Below are 22,720 nucleotides of genomic sequence, written 5' to 3'. Positions count from 1 at the left end.
GTGTTCGCGTGTGGAAATATCCCGGCCTTTCCAGCGGACGCTGAGGCCGAACAGTTTACGAAACGCCGACACCGCGAAGACGCACAGCATGACGACAAGCAGAACCGGGTAAAGCAGGACCGCCGGGAACCGGAAGCGCCCGACGCATTTTGAAAGAACGGTCAGGGCTACGACCCAAAACAGATACAACAACGAGAAAAGCGCCGTGAAAAGCAAGTCGCCCGCGGCGGCGTATCTGACAATCTGCATCGGCGGCGTGAGCATCGAGGCAACCCAGAGAATGATTAAAAGAATCAATAATGCCGGAGTTTTGGACGCGCCGGTCGCGACGTTTTTGACCCAACCCCGCAGCAGGTCGCCCAGCCCGCCGCCGTACATACGGAACGCGACGTCGCTGTCGCCGACAAAGAGACGATAAGCGCGTCCCGACTTTTTCAGGTTTTCACCGAGCGTCATGTCCTCGACCACACTCTTCCGGGCGCTTTTGTGGCCGCCGATTGCAAAATAATCGGTTTTCGGCATCAAAATGACAGGTCCGAACAAACCGATGCTGCGCGGTTTTTTCAGAGCGGTTCCGTTGCCCGCATGTTGAATCAGATTGAACGGAAGCGAGAACTGCTCATAACATTTCTCGGTGCGGTGCCATGGCTGAACCGAGACGGTGCAGCCCGATTCGGAATAGGCCTCCAGAATTCGCGCAAGCCCGTCTTTTTTCAGCCGCACATCGGCGTCGAGAAACAGCAGCAAGTCGCCCTCCGCCATGTCCGCGCCGTTTTGGCAAGCCCAGGTCTTGCCGGTCCAGCCCTCGGGTTTTTCCTGCAGGGAGATCAGTTTTACGTCGTAATCCAAAGCGATTTGTGCGGTGGCGTCGCCCGAGGCGTCGTCGACGCAGATGATCTCAAACGGAATAAGGGTCTGGGCGCGCAGATCGGACAGCAGCAGCGGAAGATTTTTTTCTTCGTTTCGGGCCGGAATGATGACCGAAAGCGAGGGGAATTTTCCAAGTTTTTTACTTTTTTCCGGCAAATGCGGGAAGCGGAAAAAAAGGATGGCTGCCGATATAAAACCGAGGAGAACGATACACAGGTGATACCAAAAGAAGATCATTTTATCTATTCTTTCCCTTTGCTTTTTGATTTTAACTTGATTTGTTTATGTACGGCGTCGGCCGCAACTTTACCGGTGAGAATGGAGACCGGAAGTCCCGAGGGACTGAAGGTCCACTGTCCGCACTGGACGACGTCTTTGAACGGGGTTTTGACTGCGTTTAAAATCTTTTGAAAGCGGTTTTCCGCGGGCATCGGCCCCGTAAACGCCCAGCCCGTGATCGCGCCTTGTTTGTTCCCCGTCTCACGCTCGATCGTCATCGGGGTGGAGCATATCGAAAACAACAGGTTTTGGCGCAGGCCCGGGAACAGCGCTTCCAGGGTTTCGGTGATTTTGTCGGTGCAGAAGCGCTTGAAGCCGTCGTATTTGCCCGCATCGGAGAAATGTCTGACGAGCCGATAATCCATCAGTGTGCTGATGATGACGCCGGTCTGCCCCCCGGGCGCAAGCGCAATATCCCGGAGCGCCGGGCAGGAGATCTCATATGTCGTAAGCCGAAGGAAATCGCCAAGCCACCGCCAAAGCGCGTCTTCGCCTTTTTCGGCGGCTTTGCGCCAATCGGGCAGGGAAGACAGGCCTTCGGCGTTCGGGGTATAAAACGCGTGCGCGCCGCAGTGTTCTTCAAAATAGGCCCCGTCCAGACGGACGCCCATAAACACCGTGAGAATCGAGTCGCCGCCTTCGCTTTGCGCAGTGAGTTCACGCTGTTTTTCTGCGAAGGGGGAATCGGGTTTGCCCGCGATTTTATAAAGGGTTTCCTGATCGGCAGCCCAGATCAGATTTTGATAATGATAAATCTCGCCGTTTGCCGTTGTGAGCTGCCGGGAATGAACATCGATCTGCGTCACCGGCGTTTCGGTCAAAATTTCACCGCCGTTCGCACGGATAAAATCCGTCACTTTTTCGGCCAGCGTGCCCGTACCGCCCCGGGGATAGCGGTAATCGAGATAGAGCCCGAAATAGCTCAGGGCGAAAAATGCAGGAGTGGCTTTAAAAAAGTGCTGGACGATCATATCGATCAACGCCGTGTTGCCGGTAAAGCGCCGCAGGTACGCCCGGATCGGCTCGTTCAGGCGGCTTGCTTTGCGGATGTTGACCTGATAGCGCGCAAGCCACGGCAGAAGGGTCTTCATCAGATATGCGGGTTCCGGTTTTTCCATAAAGAGCGGATTGTCGATGCCGTAAAGCACGTCCATATAGCCCATGACTTTTTCGATCTCAGCCGCGATTTTTAAAACATCCGCCTTGTTTTGCGGAAAGAGCGCGATCAAAGCCGCGGCGTAATCGTTTAAGCTCCCGCGTGACGTCAGCAAAACCCTTTGGTTTTCGAAAATGACCGTAACCGGATTTTTGACCAGCAGCATTTCAATGCCGAGACTTTTGAGCATCGGAAGCAAAATGCCCGAATCTTCAAACGCGCGGATACCGGCATCAAAAGCAAAGCCGCGATGTTGAAAAGTGGTGACGAGGCCGCCTGTCTTTTTGTTTTTTTCAAGCAGCAGCGTGCGATGTCCGTTTCGGCACAGGTACGCAGCCGCGGTCAGCCCCGCCAGTCCCCCTCCGGCCACAATCGCATCATACGTTCGGTTCATGGAGTGCCTCCCTTTGATGAATTTGACGGTTTCGCCTTTTTGAGTGAAAACCGGAAAAAGACAAGCGTCTGATTTTATATGAACACTCTTAATCCGGCTGTTGCCTTGAAACGTATTTTTTTGTGAATGACCGCATAACCGTTGCCTGAATTTCACCGTCGGCGGACTATGTCTGATATGCATCCGTATCGGGGTTAAAGGAAAGGGCCATTCCGGTGCAAACTGCGATTGAAATGACAGTATTTTAACATAAAACCCAACAGGATTCAACGGTTTCCGCCAAAACCCGACGCCGCATTTTACTCCTGGATTTTTCATTTGACAGACAAGCGAAAAGAAACCCCCGCAAAGGTTATTTTTCGAGCCCGAACCTGCATACATTATAAAAAAATCGGGAGGGCGGAGGATGAAACGGGGACGGCTTGGGAAGGATTACGGGTCTTTGGACCCGATCTCGGACAGGGTATTGATGCTGGGGGCCTATATCGCCGCGAGCGGCGCCACCGTCCGCGACGCCGCAAAGCGTTTCGGCGTCAGCAAGAGCACGGTACATAAGGATATGACAGAGCGGCTTCGAAATATTGATCGGACGCTGTTTCTGCGTGTGCGCAGGGTGCTGGACTGCAACCGCGAACAGCGGCATATCCGGGGCGGATCGGCGACAAGGGAGAAGTATCTGAACAGGAAGCCGAGTTAGAACAATTCAGAATTCGGAATTAAGAATTCAGAACGGTAAAAACATCAGCAAGTACCCCCGGTAACAGAAAATGAGTTTCATGTCTGAAGAACTTGATTCCGAAGAAAGAAACGATTCTATTTCTCGATTTTTATTTCCGAATTCCGAATGATTATTTCGGCAGGATTCGCGCGGGCAGGGCGGTATACTCTTGACATGAACGCTGCGGAAGGATGATCACGATGACCGTCGTCTATGTTGATATCCTGGTTCTGCTCAATGCGTATATGACCTTGTTCCAACTGGCGGCGACGGCGAAATTTTGCCGCGCCCGGGTCATCGGATGGCGGCTGCTCCTGGCGAGCGCGCTCGGCGGGTTGTCGGGGTTATTGTTTTTTCTCGGCGATTACCCGCTTTTATGCATTTTGGCAAACCTGATCTGTGCGGCGATCATCATTTTGGCGGCGTTTCGTTCGGTGGGATTCAAGGCGTTTTTGAAGCGGATGCTCTGCTTCTGCGGGTGCGGGGCGGTGTTCGCCGGCGCGATTTTACTGTGCCGGACACTCGGGGCGAAAGGGCTTTCATATCGGGGCGGAGCGGTTTATTTCGAGATTTCGCCGCTGCTTCTGATCGGAGAGACCGCGGGATGTTATCTGATTTTGCGCATCTTTTTCAAGTTGACCGAATCCAAACTGCCGGCAAAAAGCTGCAGGATGACCGTGCGGGTCGGAAGGCGGAGCGTGGTGCTGGAAGCCGTCGTCGACAGCGGAAATATGCTCAGTGACCCGATCAGCGGCCTCCCGGTCGCGGTGACGCCCGAGAGCGCGGTTTCTCCGTTATTCACCGGAGACGCGGTACGGTTTTTCTGCGGAGACGGGATCTGTTATGACGAGGGGTGGCGGCGCAGGTTGAGATTGATCCCCTGCAGGACCGTAGGCGGCGGCGGGCTTTTGCCCGGGTTTTTGCCGGATTCCGTTGTCATCGGAAGCAAGGATGTGAAACTGTTGATTGCGGTATCGGACAAACTCGACCGGGACGGGGAGACGCTGCTGCCTTCAGCCGTCAGCGAAGAGATCGGGGCCTGAAAAAGCGAGAGGATGATCATAAAGATGAGAGGGATTGCCCGAATATTCAATTTCTTGGCGCGGTTGTTCGGGCTGCGCCCGGTGTTTTATATCAACGGGCCGGAAATATTGCCGCCGCCGCTCGATCCCGACGTCGAGCGGGAATTGCTGTCCGTCTGCGCGGCGGACAATGCGGCGCGCGAAAAGCTGATCGTACATAACCTGCGGCTCGTCGTGTATATCTCGAAAAAATTCGACGCGGGCACCTCCAACGTCGAGGATTTGATCTCGATCGGAACGATCGGGCTGATCAAAGCGGTCAACACGTTCAAGCAGGATAAAAATATCAAACTCGCGACTTATGCCTCGCGATGCATCGAAAACGAAATTTTAATGTATCTGCGCAAGTGCTCGGGCCAACGGGGGGAACTCTCGCTCGAGCAGCCGTTAAATATCGATAAGGACGGAAACGAACTGCTTGTCGCGGATGTGCTCGGAAGCGACGGCGACGACATCGGATTCAAAGTCGAGAGCGACGACGAGCGCAGACAGCTGTATGAGGCGGTTGAACGGCTGCAGGCGCGCGAACGGGAGATCATGTGCATGCGGTTCGGGCTGTTCGGACAAAAAGAACTGACCCAGAAGGAAGTCGCCGACCAGCTCGGGATTTCGCAGTCATACATCTCACGGCTGGAAAAAAAGATTATCAGGCAGCTGAGAAGGGACCTGGCGGCGATTTAGCCGAAGGCGGAATGAAAAATCAATAAATCAAAAAACGAAAGAAACAAAAAAACCGGGGCGCACCTGATGTGCGCCTGTTTTATTGATGCGTTTCTCCAATCTTTGCGAACGATATTTCGTAAAGGTCAGACGGCGTTTTCGAGCGGGAACCGCCCGCCGTTGCGTTGAATTCGGGTTTGTGATATAATACAACCACATATTTACGGAGGCACTTTATGACAATTCTCGACGCGATCATTCAGGGGATTTTACAGGGACTTACGGAGTTTTTGCCTGTTTCTTCCGACGGACATCTTTCGATTTATCAGCATTTTGCCGGGATCACCGACGGGGGCCTCTCAACGACGGTGTTTTTGCATTTAGGCACTTTATTCGCCGTATTGGCGGTGTTTTATAAACCGTTGCTCGGACTGATCGCTGAGCTCTGGCTGACGGTTAAGGATCTGTTTACGGGGAAATTTCGTTTTAAAAACATGACAACGCGCCGCAGGATGCTGCTGATGCTGATTCTGTCTTCGCTGATGTTGTTCGTGATTTTGCCGGTGAAAGACAAAATCGAAGGGCTTGCCGGCGACAACGATATCATCGTTGAGGGCGTCTGCTTTTTGTTCACCGCGGCGTTGATCTTGATCGGCTCGCGGCTTGCGGCTCCGAAAGGCAAGGGTAAAACCGCGGGAGAGATGAAGGCCGGGGACGCGGTTTTGATCGGATTGGCGCAGGCGGCGGCGACGCTGCCGGGGCTGTCCCGTTCGGGCGGCACGATCTCGGCCTCGCTGATGCTCGGATATGAACGCGAATACGCCTTCGATTATTCGTTTATCCTCGGCACCCCGGCGGTGCTGCTCGCAACGGCGCTGGAGCTCAAGGATGCGGTGCAGGGAAATATCGACGTCAATATCACGGCCGTTTTGATCGGAATCGCGATTGCGGCGGCTGTCGGATTCTTTGCGATTAAACTGCTCGCAAAGACCGTACGCAGCGGTGCATTCAAGTATTTCGGATGGTACTGCACGTTGATCGGCGTACTGGTGATTGCGGCGGGAATTGCCGAAAAAGTCAGCGGTCAGCCGCTTGGGGCTCTTCTCGGACTTCAGTAAAAAATCAGAGAGAGAGAACAGAATATAAATCAGCGAAAGGATGACTTTATCAATGGCGACGAAAAAACCGGCCGTTAAAAAAAGACAAGCGGTCAAGAGAACACCGGAACCGGAAACACGCACCTCGACCGAATCCGGCCGCACAGCCTGGTCGGTCATTTTGGTCGCTGCGGCGGTTTTGTTATTATGCATGTTTGTCATACCGGGCAACGAGCTTTGGGAGTCATTCGGCAATTTCTTTTTCGGGTTATTCGGCGTGGCAAGCTGGATCCTGTGCTTTTTACTGATTTACGCCGCTTTTTTGCTGGCGCTCGATGTCGGAACCAAGAAGATCTCGTCCAAGGTCTGGCAGACGGTGATTCTGGCCGCGTTTATCTGCTCGCTGTTTTACACCGGAAAATACGGCGGGTTTGATCTGCCTTTTTCGCAGGCGTTATCGATGGGATGGGAGGCCAAACAGGGCTGGGGCGGCGGCTGGTTCGGCGCTTTGATCGGCTGGCCGATCTCACGGCTCGGAAAGACCCCCGCCATCATCGTCGAAATCGTCGTAGCCGTCTCTGTTTTTGCGATCATGAGCGGCAAGGGCCTGATTAACGTCATCAACATGGCGAAGAAAACGCGGGAGAGAAACGAGGCGCGCAGCGAGGCGCGCAGGGAAGAGAACAGCAAGTCACCCGTGATGATCGACGGGTACGAAGTTCCCGCCGAGGCCACCGCGGCGTCGCAGCTCGGCAAAAAGCCCAGATTTGACACCGACGTCAAGTTTGACGATAACGGCAGGATCCCGATCCAGCATACGCAGCCGAATACGCTGTCTTCGAAGACGGCCATGACGCCGCCGGCGCCGCTGCCCGAACCGAGCCCGCAGCAGCTGGCAAGTCTGGAAGCCGCCATTGCCAATCTGAACAGCCCTTATAAAAAGGGGGATGTCAAGTTTGAAGAACATCCGTTAAAAGGCGGCACGCTGCCGATTCCGGGCACCGAGATTCCCGCCGAAATCAACAGCATGGCAGAAAAAGCAACCGCGCAGGTCGCCGCACAGGACGCCAAGACCGGTACGGCTTCTGAATTGAAACTGGTAAAAGACCTCAATTATAAGTCCCCGCCGATCACTCTTCTGACCACACCGCAGCCCCGCGATACGACGCGGTTAAATGACGAACTCCGAATTACGGCAAGCCGACTGGTCGACGCGCTGCTCAGCTTCGGCGTCGAGACGCGGGTCATCAACATCTGCTGCGGGCCGACGGTCACACGTTATGAGCTGCAGCCGGCGGCGGGCGTCAAAATCAGCAAAATCACCAATTTGTCGAACGATATCGCGCTGTCGCTCGCCGCGCAGAGCGTGCGCATCGAGGCGCCGATTCCGGGCAAAAACGCCATCGGCATCGAAATTCCGAATAAAACCGTCAGCACCGTGTGCGTACGTGAAGTCATGGAATCCGACAAGTTCGCCTCGGCCCCCGGGAATCTGACCGTCGCGCTCGGCAAAGACATCACGGGCAACGTCATCGTCACGGACCTTTCGAAGATGCCCCATTTGCTGATCGCCGGCACGACCGGGTCCGGCAAATCCGTGTGCATCAATACCTTTTTGATCAGTTTGATCTATAAATCCAAACCCGAAGACGTCCGGATGCTGCTGATCGACCCGAAAGTCGTTGAGCTGAACGTCTATAACGGCACGCCGCATCTATTGATTCCGGTCGTGACAGACCCGAAAAAAGCAGCGGGCGCTTTGGCCTGGGCGGTCAATGAGATGATGGACCGGTATAAACTGTTCGCCACGCACGACGTACGCGATCTGACAGGATATAATGAGATGGCAAAACACACGCCGGGCATCGATCCGCTGCCGCAGGTCGTCGTGGTCATCGACGAGCTTTCCGACCTGATGATGGTGGCCAGAACCGACGTCGAGGACTCGGTCTGCCGCCTGGCGCAGATGGCGCGCGCGGCGGGCATGCACCTTGTCATCGCGACGCAGCGGCCTTCCACCGACGTCATCACCGGCGTCATCAAGGCCAATATCCCGAGCCGGATCGCTTTCGCGGTCTCGTCGCAGGTCGACTCCCGCGTCATCATGGACTCAAGCGGCGCGGAAAAACTGCTCGGACGCGGCGATATGCTGTTCTGCCCGATCGGCACTCAGAAACCGGTGCGCATTCAGGGCTGCTTCGTCTCCGATGCCGAAGTCGAGCGGGTCATCGATTACGTCAAGACCAAGCACGGCGCGAACTATGACGCAGACATTGAAAAACAGATCGAACTTGCCGCCGCGCAGCGCGCCGCCGAGCGCGAGGGCGGCGGTTCCGGAAGCGGAGACGAGCCGGTCGACGACATGATGACGCAGGCCATCGACTGTGTGGTCGACGCGGGAGGCGCGTCGACGTCGCTGCTGCAGAGAAAGCTGCGCATCGGATACGGCAGAGCCGCGCGCATCATCGATGAGATGGAGGAGCGCGGCATTGTCGGGGGGATGGACGGAAGCAAGCCCAGAGCCGTTTTGATCACCCGCTCGCAATGGGGTGAGATGAAAATGCGGTCTCAGGATAAGTGAAAAACGTAAAACTTAAAATGTAAAGACATATGGTAAAAACCTATGCAGCGAGTATAAAAAATACATATAGTATAATATAATAATATATATACGAATAGGCGATATAGGTCAACTTTAAACTTTACACTTTTGAAAGCCGAGGTCAGCGGAGCAGCATGAAAAAACAGACGACAAAACGACTGATTACGCTGCTGCTCGCGGCGGTGCTTTCGATCGGCATATATCTTTATGAGCGGAATTGTTCGGCCGAACAGCCGAAGGTCTTTTCTTCCGAGTTCACGCTGACGGTACTGGGGCTCGATAAAGCCGACTGCATTGTATTACAGAGCGGCGGTTCGGTGGTGTTATGCGACGGCGGCGAAAATTCCGACGCCGGCGACGTGGTCGGTTTTTTACTGGCGCAAAAAATCACCCACATCGACGTGATGATCGCGAGTCATCCGCATTCCGACCACATCGGCGGGCTTGACGATGTGTTGAATGAGGAATCGATTCAAGTCGACGCGCTGATAGAGCCCGATATCCCCGAAAATCAGACAGAGGATTTGCCGACCGTCAGAGATTTCAATCAGGCCGTAACAGACAACGGAGTAAAAAAGCTCTCCTGTAAAGCGGGCGACGTTTATGACGTCAACGGCGATATCAAGCTGACGGTGCTTGCGCCGATCGGAAATGACCACGACGAACTCAACGCCTGGTCGGCGGTCGTCAGGGCCGACTGCGGCGACGTATCGGTGCTCCTTACCGGCGACACCACGGTTGCCGAGGAAAAAAAGATGCTCGAAAATCCGCAGATTGCGGCGCTTCTCGACTGCGATATTTTAAAAGTCGCGCACCACGGCGGAACAACTTCTTCGGGCATGGATTTTTTGCGCGCGGTCTCGCCCCAAATCGCGCTGATCACCGCGCGGGCAGATGCCGAGGACGATTATCTGACGGAGACCGTCGTCGGGCGGCTCGGCGAACTCGGAGCAAAGGTCTGTGACACCAGACACAACGGCAGAATCATCTGCACCCAGAGCGAAGGGAAACTCAGGGTGAATACGCAGAAGTCAATCGAGTGAGGAGCAATATATAAAATGGACGAGCGGTTTGAACAGCAACTGAAATTCTTAGCCGAGATCGACAAAATGAAGTCGGTTTTCCGGCAGACCGTTTTAATCGATAAATCCCGGCGCGAGGACGACGCCTCGCACTCGTGGCATTTTGCCGTGATGGCAATGATGTTGGCTGAACACTGCGCGGATCGAAGCGTCGATTTCAACCGGGTGGTCAAAATGGCGCTGGTGCACGATTTGATTGAGATATACGCAGGGGACACGTTCGCCTATGACGCCGCCGGCAACACCGATAAACAGCAGCGCGAAGAAGCCGCTGCCGACAAGCTTTTTTCCTTGTTGCCGCAGGATCAGGGGCAGGAGATCCGGGCGTTATGGGAGGAGTTCGACGCCGAGCGGACCCCGGACGCCAAATACGCCTGCGCGATCGACCGGCTGCAGCCGTTTGTCAATAACCTCATGACCGAGGGGCATACCTGGAAACGGCACGGCGTCACCGCCGCGCAGGTCTATAAACGCATGGACCCGATTCGCGCCGCAATGCCCGACATCTGGGATTTTATCGTCAAATCAATCGATGACTGTATCCGAAAGGGCTATATCACCGAATAATTTATGAATTTAATATGTAACGCAGATAGCGATACAACTGTTTCAAATACGATACGCTGCAAATCCGCAGCAGTTGGGAAAACAATCAGCTCACCTCGATCGCAAGAACGGTGATATCGTCTTTTTTATCGCTGCGGTCTTTGGCTTCCTCGGCGAGTCCCTCGCAGAAAGCCTTGAGTGACCGCTCTTTTTTATCGCACAGGCAGGCCGCGGGAAGTTCTTCGTCGGCGATGCCGTCCGAAGCCATTACGAGAATATCGCCTTTTTGAAGGCGTATTTTTTTACGGAAAAGCTGGGGTTCTCCGAAAATTCCGATCGGCAGGGTATCGCCCTCGATTTTCGAAATGCTGCCGTCGCGCATCACATAACTCAGAAACGCGCCCGCCTTGACAAATTCAGCTTCGCCCGTGCCGTCGTCGATGAGCAGCGCATCGAAAGTCGCCAGCGCTTCGTTGTCGGTGCGGGAGGCAAGCGCGCTGTTTGCGCAGCGCAGAGAGATGTCGATTCCCGCGCCCGCGCAATAGAGCTTTTCAAAAACGGAAACCGCCATATTTCCGTCGAGCGCTGCCCTCGGGCCGGTGCCCATCCCGTCGGAGAGGATGAACAGCCCGCGCTCGGGCAATATCCGGCAGATATCGCCGCTGCAGATGCCGTCTGCGCTGCGCTGGGCAAGCGCGAAATCGACTTTTACGGCAGGCGCGCTCTCTGCGGTAACCTCGTAACCGCCTGCTGCGCGCTCGATTCTGACCTTATTAAGCTTTTTGCCGGTATGTTTCTCTATGAGCATTGAGATCTGCTGAAGGTCGGAAGCGGAAGGCGCATTGACGCAGATGATATGCAGCCGCAGGGATTTTCCGTTCGAGAGGGCCGACAAAGAGATTTGATCGAGCTTCAAACGGCGCAGCAAACCCGAGAGCGCGGATTTGAGGTATTCGTCCTCGCCCGTAAAATCGGCGTTTTGCGCCGCCGCGAGCAATAAATCGGACATCATTCCGAACTGTTCGCAGGGATTTCGGCGGGCGCTGAGGTTCTCCCCAACCGCTCCGCCCGCCTCAATCATCTTATGAATCTGCTCTTGCTTTATGCAGAAGGACAGGTCTGCATCTCTAAAGAGATTTTGATCTTCGCTCTGACGAATCGCCGCGCGCAGATTTTTTTCCGTGTTTATATAGGAGAGATTCCAACAATAGTTTTTGCGCCGGCAGGACAGACAGACCTCCCGCGCAATGGTCTCGGGTGTTACGATGGGCGTTTTCAGCGCCGAAAGCCGGTTATCGGCCTCATGCAGATCACAGTAGACCTCGCGCATCGCATCCGAGAGCGCAAACAGCCGTTTTGCCTCGGGGCTCTCCTGAACCGGCGGGCGGCCTTTTTCACGCTTCAGCTTTTCATAGAGCTTGATCGGAACCGAAGAAGACACCAACGCCGAGATGCCGACTTCATAGATGCAGATCAAGGCGTCGTAAGCGTCCGAACAGGCGATTAAGACCAGCGACGAAACTCCGAAAAACAAAAAGGAGCGCCCGTAAGCACTCCTTCGAAATGCGCAGAACGCATAGGCCGCAAGCGCGAGGGCAGGCGACAGCACCATCATATTTTTCGAGGTGCAAGTCAGAATGAATCCGCCGACCGCGCCGATGGCGGCCGCGTATAAGGGATTGGCGTCGCGGATCAACAATAAAAACGCGGCGACGGCAATGATTCTTCCCAGGGCGAGGCCGCCGAAGCCGGCGCTGCCCGGAGCGGCGCAGACCGCAAATAAAATCACAAACGCGGCGAGTCCCGAAGCCCTGTCGGAAAACGCCGCCGTGAAATTCAGAGGGCTCACCAAAAAGCAGACGCCGAGCGTCAGAAGCCCCTCGAAAATCGCGCCGAGCAGGGTGAAAACCGTTTTATCGGGCAGATATTTGAGCAGAACGGAAGCGGCAAGCGCCGCGGCCGCTGCCGTGAAAATACCCCAAAAACGGGATTTTTGACGGAAAAACAGCCTTGCGGCAAGCGCAAGCCCGACGGACATCATAATGACGCCGCCCTGCACATCGGGCAGAATCACGATTCCGGCGATCAACGCGCCGGCTGCGGCCGCGATACCGCCGGTAAACGGCAATGCGCCGCATAAGGCGGCTGCAAACGGGGTATAGCCGTTGCCCACTTTGAAAAACGCCGCGCCGAATCCGAGCGCAGCCCATAAAAGTGCCGTTCTGATGCCCGCTTTTATTTCTATTCTTGCGGAGAAAAACACTTTTACTCTCTGTAAGATTCTCTCCATCTCTTTTCCCTCCACGGACAAGCCGTAGATTTATGATAATCTGCAAATCAGGCAGATTCGGTCGAAGGGTGGGAGTAAATTAATTTTTTTTAGGGGATGATTCGTGCAGCCGGCGGCGCAGATCAGGTAAAACCGTTGTCACCATATTTGCCTTGAAATAAGAGCGGTTTTACGATATAATGGCTGTATATTTTCCCGGAGGAACCGTTTTATGAAAATCAGCTTATTTGACAAATGCACGCTCACGGTCGGTGACGTCGATTTTTCCGCCATCGAGGCGCTCGGCGACGTGACTTTTCACGACATCGTCCCGCCGAAAGATTTGGCCGAAACCATCGGGGACGCCGATATCGTTTTGGTCAACAAGGCAGTTTTGACCGGGGAAATTTTTGCGCAGTGCAAAAACATCAAATACGTCGGCCTTTTTGCGACGGGATATAACAACATCGATCTCGAAGCCGCGAGACGGCATGGGATTACGGTCTGCAACGCGCCGGGATATTCGACCGACTCGGTCACGCAACATGTGTTCGCGCTGCTGCTGCAGATTGCGGGCAGCATCGGGCAATACGACCGGTCGGTGCATAACGGCGACTGGGTCAGGTCGCTGGCGTTTTCTTATTTTCCTTATCCGATCACCGAGATCAAAGACAAGACCCTGGGCATCTTCGGATACGGCAGCATCGGCAAATCGGTCGCCAAAGCGGCCGACGCGTTCGGCATGAAGGTGATCGTCTGCACGCGAACAAAACCCGAGAACTGCCCTTATGAACTCGTGAGCAAAGAAGAACTGTTCGCGCGTTCCGATTATCTGACGATTCACAGCCCGCTGACTCCGCAGACCAAAGAACTGGTCAACAAAGACACGCTCGCGCTGATGAAGCCGACCGCGGTGCTGATCAACACGTCCCGGGGCGGGGTCGTCAATGAGCCGGAGTTGGCCGACGCGCTCAATTCCGGCAAAATCGCCGCGGCAGGCCTTGATGTGCTGACGGTCGAGCCGATGAAGGCCGATAATCCGCTGCTCAGCGCCAAGAACTGCGTGATCACCCCGCATACCGCATGGGCTTCCAAAGAAGCGCGCCAGCGGCTGATCGGTTTGGTGGCAAGCAATATGAAGGCGTTTTTAGACGGAAAGCCGGTCAATGTTGTGAGTTAGCGGAATTCCAAGTGAATAGTTGGCAGTTAAAAATACGCAGTGACACTCCAGCCCGTAGGGGCGATCTGTGATCGCCCGCCGTACTTCTGCAGGGAACGGTATTGGCCGTTGTGCGCACTGCAGGCGCTCCCAATGTGGTAATCCGCAAGTAAAGCGTCGTGTCATAACGGCGCTTTTTTATTGACTTTTCAAGAAACGCAGATATAATCATTTCAAGAGCGATTGAAAGGCGAAAATCTGTCTTAAAACGGCGGAGTGACGGAGGGACTATGATGAAAAAAATAACCGCCGCGTTTATGGCGCTGATATTCTTTTCGGCGGGCTGTTCGGGAAAAGGCGGTTCGGCCAATCCGCCGGTGTCGCCGACCGAACAGGTGGGCATCAGCGTTACGAATTATTACAGTTTTGTCTCTCAAAACGAATACAGCTACTACTACGACAAAGACACGAGAGACGCGTGGATCGAATATATGTCGGTGCACAGCAATACGGACTTCACGATTTACAACGAGCAGATCGGACAGAGCACCGAACTGGCCGCGAACGGAGAGCGGGAGGGCCTTGTGCTGCTCGACAATCCCCTCAAGATCAAAGAACTGGCGCATGAAGGCAAAATATTGCCGCTCGACGGCTATCTCGCCAAAAACACTTCCTGGCTTGCGCTGCCGGAGGAATTTCGAAACACCTTCAAAATTGAAGGCAATATCTACGCGATCCCCTATTCGCCGGACAGTGTGATCGGCAGCGGCCTCAGTTTGAACCGGGAACTCGCGGTCAACACGCAGTGGCTCAAACAGCTCGGGCTTCAGATGCCGAAGACGCTTGCCGAGTTTGAGAACGTCGGCAAACAATTTCTTTTAAACGATATGAACGGGGACGGCGTCGTCGGGAACGATTTTTTGCTGTGCTTTTTCAATCCGGCTTTTAATACCCAGATCATGCAGGCGTTCGGGTTATATTTCGACCAAACGACAAGCACGACGCTCGGCTATGACCCCGAACTCGGCTGCATTGCCGACGCGCTGTTCAAAGGAAACGCCGAACAGGCGCTGACTTATCTGAAACAGCTTTTCGCCGACGGGGTCATCGATCCCGATTCCTCCGCCTACTACAATTTCGATCAAATCAGCGAAGACGCGATGGCCGGCAAATACGGCACCATTTATATGACCAATCCGAAAGCGCTTCTCGAAGCCGGACTGACCTATGCGGCCGCGAATTACGAGCGAATCACCGGAAAGCCCTTTGATCCCATGAACAAAGAAGTTTTGCAGTGGGCTTCCGAAGTGTTCGAGCCGATGCCGCCGCTCAGCACAGAGCATCCGCTCACCTATTCAAATTCGGTTTACGGGTATGTCATGACTTCCGCGACGCCGATGCCGAATCAGGTGATCAACCGGTTTGTGGATTTATGTTACGGGTTGAACGGCGCGAGTTATCTGGAGTGCAATTTCGGAGACGGGGCTTATACGCTCCAAAGCGACGGCACCTGCACCGCGCCTGCCTATGACCCGTTATACGGAATCGCAATCGGCAATACCGAACTCGGCGCATGCCCGAATTTGGGCGGATATTATCAAAATTCACTGGGCGAACGTTTCGCGGTGTCCGCCGGCAAAAGCGGAGCGGAATACGCAGAAGTCCTTACGGGCTTAAAAAAGAAGATCGACGGCTATATCGACCGGTATCAGGCACAGAAACTGATGGTCGAAGTTCCGGCTTACTATGCTCCGGGCGGCCCCGCTTATGAGGAATCGGCGAAACTGCTCCGGCGCAACGTCTACGGACAGCTGTACAGGGCGGTTATTTTCGAAAAAGCGACGATAGCGGAGAGCTTGAAATCCTATCGTGAAGATGCGGTGTTTTACGGCGTCGCGGATGTTTTGAAAGAATCGAACGCCGCGCTCGGTCTGCAGAACGCGCAAATTCTACAGTGAAAAGAGATAAAAACCATAAAAAGCAAATGATGGAAGCGCCGTTTTGGAACGGCGCTTTTATTTTTAAAGAGGGAACTTGACAACCGAAAAATTCGGAGATATGATACAGATAAACGAACCGGGACGAATCAAAGCGGCGGCAGCATCATAAGATTTCGATTCAGCGGGGAGGGAGCGTTATGGCCAAGGGGCCCATCATTCTAAAAATTTCGGGCATCGTGATGTTTCTTCAGTCCATGCTGGGTTTTTTTATTGTCTTTTTTACGGGGCTTTCCCTGATTTCGATGTTGGGAAGGCGAAACGGAATGAAAGAGCAGCTGATGAGCTTTGCCGGAATCCTCAGTTTTTTGATATTCGGATTGGTTCTGCTCACTTCAATCGCGATGATCGTTTGCGCGATGAAGAGTTTTAATACCTATAATCACTATCTGATCCCGGGAGGAAACGAAAAATATCTCCTGCCGAGCCGATATGTGCTGGTGTTGGGGGCAATCAGCTTTTTCGCGGGTTTCGGAGTGATTCTGACGCCCGTCGGCAGCACCGGCATTGCAATTTTGATTGTGATTCTGTCAACCGGGTGGGTGTTTGCGCTGCTCAATCTGATCCTTGTGAAAAAAGACCGGGAGGAGCGGGAAAAAGAAGAACCGAAAAAGGTAAAATTGTTTTAAAACAATAATTAACTTAGGATAAAGTGAAAAATTTAAAGTTTAAAGTGGCATACCCTTCGGAAAAAGCCGATTGGAATGTCATTTTACTAAAAAACAAAGGAATCCGAGAATCCTACCACCGCTGCAGGGGAAAATGAATTGCATTGCAATTCATCAGGGAGTTCGTAAAGCGAACTCCTTCCCCCATTCCCTTTGACAAGGGAGGTAAAGAGATTATTTTGCCACGAAGCCGACTTTTTTATAGACCTTGGATAAAGTTCGGGCAGCGAGGACGGAGGCTTTTTGCGCGCCGTCTTTGTAGATGCTCTCGAGATAGGCCTTGTCGGAGAGCAGCTGCCCGGCCTTTGCGCGGATCGGGCGCAGCAGTTCGACCACCGCTTCGCCGACCGCCGGCTTGAACACGCCGTAGCCTTTGCCCTCGAATTCGGCTTCAATTTCTTTGAAGGTCTTTCCGGTCGATGCGCTGTAAATGCTCATCAGATTGGAGATGCCTTTTTTATTCTTCGGGTCATATTTGACGCAGGTCTCGCTGTCGGTGACCGCTTTTTTGAATTTCGACAAAATGATGTTCGGCTCGTCCATCAAATCGACGGTTCCCGCCGGGTCCTCTTCGGACTTGCTCATCTTGCTCTCCGGGTCGGACAAGCTCATGATGCGCGCGCCGATTTTCGGGATGAACGGCTCCGGAATCGTGAAGACGTCGCCGTAGACGCCGTTGAAACGCCCCGCAACGTCGCGGCAGAGTTCGACGTGCTGCTTCTGGTCATCTCCGACCGGGACGAGATTGGCCTGATACAGCAAAATATCCGACGCCATCAAAACCGGATAATCGTAAAGCCCGGCATTGATGTTGTCTTTATTCTTTTTGGATTTGTCTTTGAATTGGGTCATGCGATTGAGTTCGCCGACCATGGTGAAACAATTCAATACCCAGGCCAGTTCGGCGTGCGCCGGGACGTGGCTCTGGATGAACATGATGTTTTTATTCGGGTCGAGGCCGCAGGCGATATACTGCGCGAGCAGGCTCAGCGACCTTTTGCGCAGCGTCGCCGGGTCCTGACGGACGGTGACGGCGTGCATATCGACGATGCAGTAGACGCAGTCGTATTCGTCCTGAAGAGAGGCCCAGTTCTTGATTGCGCCGAGATAGCTGCCGAGATGCAGTTCGCCGGTCGGCTTGATGCCCGAGAAAATGCGTTTTCTGGCTTCGTTTTCCATGGTGATCGATCGTCCTTATCGTAGGTTAATTCAAAAATTCCCCCGCAGGGATGAATCCCACCGCCACTTCGGTGGTTCCCCTCCCTTTAACAAGAAAGGCAAGTTCAGAGGTCTTGATCTCCAAAATGGGTTACAATGCTTTTATCACATTGCCTAAGATCTCGCAGCCGCGGACAATCTGTTCGTCGGAGGGGGTCGAAAAGTTGAGGCGGATCGTGTGTGCCGGTTTTTGAAGGTCGACCGAGAACGCGGAGCCGGGCACGATGGCGAGTTTCCGGTCGATGCAGGCCCTGACGACGCCCATCATATCCATCGTTTCGGGCAGATAACCAAAGACGAACAAGCCGCCCTCGGGTTTGGTGAACCGCACGGTGCCGGGGACGTTTTCTTCGAGCCCGCGCGCCATCAGGTTATATTTATGCCGGTAAAGGGACTGCATTTTTTTCGTGTGCGCGGGGAGGTCACAGGTGCTGATGAACTCGTGGACGAGAATCTGGGCCAGCAGGTTGGTATGTACATCGGAGGCCTGTTTGGCGACGGTCAGTTTGGCAATCAACTCGGCGTCGGCAAGCAGATAACCGACGCGGATGCCGGGCGCGATCAGTTTGGAGAAGCTGCCGCAGTAGATCACAAGGCCGTCCCGGTCAAGGGATTTGATGGTCGGGATCTCCTCGCCGGCAAACCGCAGGTCGCCGTAGGGGTTGTCCTCCAATATGACGATTCCGTGTTTCTTCGCGAGTTCATAAATTTTTATGCGCTTTTCCCATGAAGTCGAAGTGCCCGAAGGATTTTGAAAATTCGGTATCACATATAAAAGCTTCGCTTCCGGTGTTTTCATCGCCTTTTCCAGCGCTGCGAGATCCAGCCCGTCGTTTTCCATCGGAATTCCCGCGAGTTTGATGCCGTGGGAGCGGAAGGCGTTCAAGGAACCGATAAAGGACGGGTCCTCGCAAAGAATCACGTCTCCCGCATTGCAAAAAATCTGCGCCGAGAGATCAATGCCCTGCTGCGCGCCCGAGACGATGATCAGATCGTCGGAATCGGACTTCAGCCCCTTTGCGGTCAGATCGGCTTTCAGATAGTCGCGCAGCGGCGCATAACCCTCGCTGATGCCGTATTGCAAAAAAGCCGCGGGAGGCCTTTTTGTGATCTCGTTGATGATGCGTCGGATATCCTCGGTCGGAAAGGCCTCCGGAGACGGGTTTCCGGCGGCAAACGGAATGACGTCGGTGCCGGAGGTATGTTTTAAAATCTCACGGATGGCCGACGGCCTGAGGTTTTTAAAGCTCTCGCTGAGACGGTAATTCATAGTCTGATTTCCTTTTGTTTTCTGTCTGTTTTTTATTGACTGACGGCGCCCGGAAGTTCGCCGTTCCAATTATTCAGGAGCCATACATAAAAATGAAACGCGGAGGCCTGCTCGGTCTTGGTTTCCCTTGCTTTATTTAGCCCTTCTGCCGAATAGCTGCGCATTAAAAAGGTCCAGCCCTCGAGGTCGTCGTACAATGCGAGATCTTTCTCGAAAACATCGAGCTGCCCGACTTTAACGCCGACGGTTCCCGCGGGCAGTTTGTCGGAGAACGAGGTCATCGGTTCGTCCAGATTGTGTTCGGCGAGGTATTTTGTCGCCTCGGGGCTGCTGAGAACCGCGAATTTTTTGCCTCCGGCGATATCCAGTTCAAAAGCCGCTTCCGTCGCTCCGGAAGAACCGATGGTGCAGTATTCTGTGACGAGCAGAACCTTGCCGTCACCGTTCATATCCATGGCATAAGGCGTCAGTTCCTTGACAAGCCGGTCGCCGAGTTCGGCGTCTGCGGCGGTGCCGGTCGTGACAATGCAAAGCGTCAGATCCGGAGTTTTGCTGAAAACCGAAAAAACCGCATAGATGATAATTAAAAGAACCGCGATGCCCAGGATCACCAGCCAGCGGAATTCCGACCAGAAATCCGAAAAGCGCTCCCACCGTCCGACCTCCGCTTTTGTGCGGATGGGGGTAAAAACGGGATCGCTCTGTTCTTTTGAAGTGAGTTTTCTTGCCATTTCAATCTACCCCGATGACAAAAGATGTTTCCGAGGGTGCGGACCCGGATGAAGAAGAGGTGAATACGGTTGCGGCGACACCCTTATAAAACACGACGGAGGATTGCAGGGCAGTCAGAGAATCACCGGTCAGCTCGTTATAAGCCCCTGTTTTAAAAATCACCTGATAATCGGCGAACGCGTTGGAGAGTCCGAAATCATCTCCCGCGAAAGCGAAAGTCCCGTTATTGACATAACCGAATATATTTGAATCCGAAATTTTAAAACCGAGCGCGTCCGGTTCGATATCCGGGCGGTTGGTAATGAAATCTCCCAATTTGGAGACATAGCCGTTTTCGGCGAGCCACGCATAGGCGTCGGGATCGGCAAAGATCACATAGCAGGTGTCGTCGGCAAGCAGCTGCGCGGCCAAAGCGGTTTCTTTGGGATTCGAACCGGTATTGCCTTTATCGAAGTAACAGGAATAGACTTTTGCGTACTGCGCCGAATCTTTATTGGCATCCGGCGTATAGGGCACCAGCAGACCTTCAAGCTTTTCGGCGGTTTTTTCAGGCAGAACATAGGACGAAGATAAAAAAAGCACCTTGACGTCGGGAACCGGTTCTTTGGTCAATTGGGCAAATCCCACGATTGCGCCGATAACAGCCAGCGCAAGGATGGCAATCAGTTTCCAGTGGTCAGCAAAAAACTCGCCAAACTTCTGCCCGGGCGTCAAAGGCGTGTATTCGAGGTGTTCAAGCGTCGGGCCGGCCGATTCCTGCGACGTGAGTTTTCTCGACATATGAAAGGTCTCCCTTCCGGCGTCCCCAAGGAACGCTATGTCCGTATTGCGGCAGCTAAGGCCTGCAATTAAAGTTCCGGCTTCATGGTGGGGAACAACAGCACGTCCCGGATCGACGCGCTGTCGGTGAGCAGCATCACCAGCCGGTCGAGCCCGAAGCCGAGCCCGCCCGTCGGCGGCATTCCGTATTCCATTGCGGTCAAAAAATCCTCGTCGACCTGCGCGTTCGCGCCCTGCCTGCGGCGTTCCGCGGCCTGACGCTCAAAACGCGCCCGCTGGTCGATCGGGTCGTTTAATTCCGAGAAGGCGTTGCCCATCTCGCCGCCGTTGATAAAAAATTCGAAACGCTCGGTGAATTCGGGATCGTCCGGTCTGCGCTTCGCAAGCGGAGAAATGGCGACCGGATAATCATAGATAAAAGTGGGCTGGATGAGGTTTGCCTCGACAAATTCATCGAAGAAAGCCGCGAGGATATCGCCCTTGGTGCAGGCGTTTTTATCATAATGGACGTTCTTTGCCTTTGCGGCGGCTTGCGCGTCTTCGTCGGACTTCCAGTCGTAATAATCGACGCCGGAATACTGCCTGACCGCATCCGCCATCGTGACGCGGGGCCACGGGCCGTCCATGCGGATCTGTTTGCCCTGATAAGTGAGTTCGGCGGTGCCGCAGACCTCTTTGGCCAGATAGATATAGAGTTCTTCGACGATATCCATCATGCCGTGAAAGTCGGTGTAGGCCTCGTAGAGCTCGACGGAAGTGAATTCGGGGTTGTGGCGGGTGTCCATCCCCTCGTTGCGGAAGATGCGGCCGACTTCATAGACCTTGTCGATGCCGCCGACGATCAGGCGCTTTAAGTAGAGTTCGGTCTCGATGCGCAGATACATATCGATGTCGAGGGTGTTGTGGTGGGTCTTGAACGGACGGGCCGCGGCGCCGGTTTCGAGCGTGTGCAGCACCGGGGTGTCGACCTCGAGATAGCCCTTCGCGTCGAGGAATTTGCGGATCAGCGAGAGGATCTTGCTGCGCTTATAAAACGTGTCCTTGACCTCGGGATTGACGATGAGATCGACATACCGCTGGCGATAACGCAGATCGGTGTCGGTCAGACCGTGGAATTTTTCGGGGAGCGGGAGCAGGGATTTGGAAAGCAGGGTCACCTGATGGGCGTGAATCGAAATCTCGCCGCGGCGGGTACGGAAAACATAGCCGACAACGCCGAGGATATCCCCGATGTCCCAGTTTTTCATTCCCGCATAGGTCTCTTCGCCCACCTCGTCGATTTTGATATAGAGCTGGATTTTGCCGCTCGTGTCCTGAAGGTCCATGAAGCAGGCCTTACCCATATCGCGCCACGACATCATTCTGCCCGCGACGCTGACGGTTTGGTTTTCATATTTTTCAAAATCCCCGATGATCTCGGCGGCGGTGTTTTTACGGTCAAAGACGGTGATCTCAAACGGATTATTGCCCGCAGCCCGAAGGGCCGTGAGCTTGTCGCGCCGGATTTGTAGAATTTCGGAGAGTTCGGGCTGAAGGGCGTTTTCGTTTCCTGTTTCCATTATTTTTTCATTCCTATGCTGTTTTTTAAACGGGAGGGAACTCTTATTCGAGAATTTTTAAAATTTTAAATTTCAGAGTCCCGGATGGGGTGACGGCTTCAACGGTATCGCCGACTTTACGGCCAAGAATGGCCTCGCCGATCGGGGATTCGTTGGAGATACGGTTGCCGTCCGGATCGGATTCGCTGCTCCCGACCAAAAAGACGTCCATCTCCTCGTTATACTCGGTGTCGAGCAGCAGCACATGGGAGCCGATGCCGACGGCATTGCTGTTGATGTCGCTGCGGCTGACGACCTTGGCTTTGGTGATGATGGTCTCGAGTTCGAGAATTCGCGCCTCGACTTTGGCCTGTTCGTTTTTCGCTTCGTCATACTCGCTGTTTTCGGAGAGATCGCCGTAGCCGCGGGCGATTTTAAGGCGTTCCGCGACTTCTTTTCGGGTGACGGTTCTGAGTTGTGTGAGTTCTTCGTTGAGTTTTGCCAGTCCCTCGTTGGTGAGGACGGTTTGTTTTTCCATGTACGACTACCTCTCTCTTCGGAAAAAATTAGGCGGTTTGTGCGGCGGATCGTCCGCAATGATCT

At 54.0% G+C, this 22,720-nt stretch carries 19 protein-coding genes; 10 read left to right on the top strand and 9 right to left on the bottom strand.

Annotation, left to right across the window (positions count from 1 at the left end; genetic code table 11):
• On the bottom strand, positions 1-1,107 hold a 1,107-nt coding region (locus PKH29_04860), incomplete at its 3' end, for a glycosyltransferase family 2 protein (GenBank protein ID HNX14165.1).
• A 5-nt stretch (positions 1,108-1,112) separates the two neighbouring features.
• Positions 1,113-2,699, bottom strand: a complete 1,587-nt coding sequence (locus PKH29_04855; protein ID HNX14164.1) for an NAD(P)/FAD-dependent oxidoreductase — start codon at positions 2,697-2,699, stop codon at positions 1,113-1,115.
• Between the two features lie 406 nt (positions 2,700-3,105).
• On the opposite strand from PKH29_04855, the gene PKH29_04850 reads away from it, so the two are divergent.
• The 7 genes from PKH29_04850 to PKH29_04820 all read left to right on the top strand — a co-directional run bounded on the left by PKH29_04850 (position 3,106) and on the right by PKH29_04820 (position 10,507).
• Complete coding sequence (locus PKH29_04850) at positions 3,106-3,396, top strand: sporulation transcriptional regulator SpoIIID (GenBank protein HNX14163.1); 291 nt, start codon at positions 3,106-3,108, stop codon at positions 3,394-3,396.
• Positions 3,397-3,608: 212 nt separating this feature from the next.
• On the top strand, positions 3,609-4,460 hold the full coding sequence (locus tag PKH29_04845; GenBank protein HNX14162.1) for a sigma-E processing peptidase SpoIIGA: 852 nt from the start codon (positions 3,609-3,611) through the stop codon (positions 4,458-4,460).
• A 24-nt stretch (positions 4,461-4,484) separates the two neighbouring features.
• Positions 4,485-5,180 carry a sigma-70 family RNA polymerase sigma factor gene (locus tag PKH29_04840; GenBank protein ID HNX14161.1) on the top strand — a complete coding sequence of 232 codons (696 nt, stop codon included), beginning with the start codon at positions 4,485-4,487 and terminating at the stop codon, positions 5,178-5,180.
• Between the two features lie 215 nt (positions 5,181-5,395).
• Entirely contained in the window at positions 5,396-6,277 is an 882-nt protein-coding gene (locus PKH29_04835) for an undecaprenyl-diphosphate phosphatase (GenBank protein ID HNX14160.1), read from the top strand.
• A gap of 52 nt (positions 6,278-6,329) precedes the next feature.
• A complete protein-coding gene (locus PKH29_04830) occupies positions 6,330-8,837 on the top strand; it encodes a DNA translocase FtsK (protein HNX14159.1) in 2,508 nt (835 codons plus the stop codon).
• Between the two features lie 155 nt (positions 8,838-8,992).
• Positions 8,993-9,901: an MBL fold metallo-hydrolase gene (locus tag PKH29_04825; GenBank protein HNX14158.1), complete on the top strand. Its 909-nt coding sequence runs from the start codon at positions 8,993-8,995 to the stop codon at positions 9,899-9,901.
• A gap of 15 nt (positions 9,902-9,916) precedes the next feature.
• Positions 9,917-10,507 (top strand): HD domain-containing protein, encoded by a 591-nt coding sequence (locus PKH29_04820; GenBank protein HNX14157.1) that lies wholly within the window; start codon positions 9,917-9,919, stop codon positions 10,505-10,507.
• 85 nt (positions 10,508-10,592) lie between these two features.
• On the opposite strand, the gene PKH29_04815 is transcribed toward PKH29_04820, so the two are convergent.
• A complete protein-coding gene (locus tag PKH29_04815) occupies positions 10,593-12,776 on the bottom strand; it encodes a SpoIIE family protein phosphatase (protein ID HNX14156.1) in 2,184 nt (727 codons plus the stop codon).
• Positions 12,777-12,987: 211 nt separating this feature from the next.
• Between PKH29_04815 and PKH29_04810 the strand changes: the two genes are divergently transcribed.
• The 3 genes from PKH29_04810 (at position 12,988) to PKH29_04800 (ending at position 16,540) form a co-directional block, all read left to right on the top strand.
• On the top strand, positions 12,988-13,935 hold the full coding sequence (locus tag PKH29_04810; GenBank protein ID HNX14155.1) for a D-2-hydroxyacid dehydrogenase: 948 nt from the start codon (positions 12,988-12,990) through the stop codon (positions 13,933-13,935).
• Positions 13,936-14,207: 272 nt separating this feature from the next.
• Positions 14,208-15,872 carry a hypothetical protein gene (locus PKH29_04805; protein HNX14154.1) on the top strand — a complete coding sequence of 555 codons (1,665 nt, stop codon included), beginning with the start codon at positions 14,208-14,210 and terminating at the stop codon, positions 15,870-15,872.
• Between the two features lie 179 nt (positions 15,873-16,051).
• Complete coding sequence (locus PKH29_04800; protein HNX14153.1) at positions 16,052-16,540, top strand: hypothetical protein; 489 nt, start codon at positions 16,052-16,054, stop codon at positions 16,538-16,540.
• Positions 16,541-16,753: 213 nt separating this feature from the next.
• On the opposite strand, the gene trpS is transcribed toward PKH29_04800, so the two are convergent.
• The 6 genes from trpS to greA all read right to left on the bottom strand — a co-directional run bounded on the left by trpS (position 16,754) and on the right by greA (position 22,655).
• Positions 16,754-17,758: a tryptophan--tRNA ligase gene (gene trpS / locus PKH29_04795; GenBank protein ID HNX14152.1), complete on the bottom strand. Its 1,005-nt coding sequence runs from the start codon at positions 17,756-17,758 to the stop codon at positions 16,754-16,756.
• Positions 17,759-17,888: 130 nt separating this feature from the next.
• The gene (locus PKH29_04790) at positions 17,889-19,067 is read right to left on the bottom strand and encodes a PLP-dependent aminotransferase family protein (GenBank protein HNX14151.1); all 1,179 of its coding nucleotides are present in this window, start codon (positions 19,065-19,067) and stop codon (positions 17,889-17,891) included.
• 32 nt (positions 19,068-19,099) lie between these two features.
• A complete protein-coding gene (locus PKH29_04785; GenBank protein HNX14150.1) occupies positions 19,100-19,798 on the bottom strand; it encodes a hypothetical protein in 699 nt (232 codons plus the stop codon).
• 1 nt (position 19,799) lies between these two features.
• Positions 19,800-20,579, bottom strand: a complete 780-nt coding sequence (locus tag PKH29_04780) for a hypothetical protein (GenBank protein HNX14149.1) — start codon at positions 20,577-20,579, stop codon at positions 19,800-19,802.
• 68 nt (positions 20,580-20,647) lie between these two features.
• Complete coding sequence (lysS, locus tag PKH29_04775) at positions 20,648-22,138, bottom strand: lysine--tRNA ligase (protein ID HNX14148.1); 1,491 nt, start codon at positions 22,136-22,138, stop codon at positions 20,648-20,650.
• A 43-nt stretch (positions 22,139-22,181) separates the two neighbouring features.
• Positions 22,182-22,655, bottom strand: a complete 474-nt coding sequence (greA, locus tag PKH29_04770; GenBank protein HNX14147.1) for a transcription elongation factor GreA — start codon at positions 22,653-22,655, stop codon at positions 22,182-22,184.
• Between the last annotated feature and the right edge of the window lie 65 nt (positions 22,656-22,720).

It is taken from the genome of Oscillospiraceae bacterium (assembly GCA_035353335.1).
Classification (GTDB): domain Bacteria; phylum Bacillota; class Clostridia; order Oscillospirales; family JAKOTC01; genus DAOPZJ01.
The sequence above is the reverse complement of the archived record's forward strand: the minus strand, read 5'-3'. Positions and strand labels throughout refer to the sequence as shown.

What these genes read in the sequence shown, in the direction of transcription:
- PKH29_04855 (HNX14164.1), bottom strand. Translation starts at nt 2,699, where the DNA reads ATGAACCGAACGTATGATGCGATTGTGGCCGGAGGGGGACTGGCGGGG.
- PKH29_04850 (HNX14163.1), top strand. Translation starts at nt 3,106, where the DNA reads ATGAAACGGGGACGGCTTGGGAAGGATTACGGGTCTTTGGACCCGATC.
- PKH29_04845 (HNX14162.1), top strand. Translation starts at nt 3,609, where the DNA reads ATGATCACGATGACCGTCGTCTATGTTGATATCCTGGTTCTGCTCAAT.
- PKH29_04840 (HNX14161.1), top strand. Translation starts at nt 4,485, where the DNA reads ATGAGAGGGATTGCCCGAATATTCAATTTCTTGGCGCGGTTGTTCGGG.
- PKH29_04835 (HNX14160.1), top strand. Translation starts at nt 5,396, where the DNA reads ATGACAATTCTCGACGCGATCATTCAGGGGATTTTACAGGGACTTACG.
- PKH29_04830 (HNX14159.1), top strand. Translation starts at nt 6,330, where the DNA reads ATGGCGACGAAAAAACCGGCCGTTAAAAAAAGACAAGCGGTCAAGAGA.
- PKH29_04825 (HNX14158.1), top strand. Translation starts at nt 8,993, where the DNA reads ATGAAAAAACAGACGACAAAACGACTGATTACGCTGCTGCTCGCGGCG.
- PKH29_04820 (HNX14157.1), top strand. Translation starts at nt 9,917, where the DNA reads ATGGACGAGCGGTTTGAACAGCAACTGAAATTCTTAGCCGAGATCGAC.
- PKH29_04815 (HNX14156.1), bottom strand. Translation starts at nt 12,776, where the DNA reads ATGGAGAGAATCTTACAGAGAGTAAAAGTGTTTTTCTCCGCAAGAATA.
- PKH29_04810 (HNX14155.1), top strand. Translation starts at nt 12,988, where the DNA reads ATGAAAATCAGCTTATTTGACAAATGCACGCTCACGGTCGGTGACGTC.
- PKH29_04805 (HNX14154.1), top strand. Translation starts at nt 14,208, where the DNA reads ATGAAAAAAATAACCGCCGCGTTTATGGCGCTGATATTCTTTTCGGCG.
- PKH29_04800 (HNX14153.1), top strand. Translation starts at nt 16,052, where the DNA reads ATGGCCAAGGGGCCCATCATTCTAAAAATTTCGGGCATCGTGATGTTT.
- trpS (HNX14152.1), bottom strand. Translation starts at nt 17,758, where the DNA reads ATGGAAAACGAAGCCAGAAAACGCATTTTCTCGGGCATCAAGCCGACC.
- PKH29_04790 (HNX14151.1), bottom strand. Translation starts at nt 19,067, where the DNA reads ATGAATTACCGTCTCAGCGAGAGCTTTAAAAACCTCAGGCCGTCGGCC.
- PKH29_04785 (HNX14150.1), bottom strand. Translation starts at nt 19,798, where the DNA reads ATGGCAAGAAAACTCACTTCAAAAGAACAGAGCGATCCCGTTTTTACC.
- PKH29_04780 (HNX14149.1), bottom strand. Translation starts at nt 20,579, where the DNA reads ATGTCGAGAAAACTCACGTCGCAGGAATCGGCCGGCCCGACGCTTGAA.
- lysS (HNX14148.1), bottom strand. Translation starts at nt 22,138, where the DNA reads ATGGAAACAGGAAACGAAAACGCCCTTCAGCCCGAACTCTCCGAAATT.
- greA (HNX14147.1), bottom strand. Translation starts at nt 22,655, where the DNA reads ATGGAAAAACAAACCGTCCTCACCAACGAGGGACTGGCAAAACTCAAC.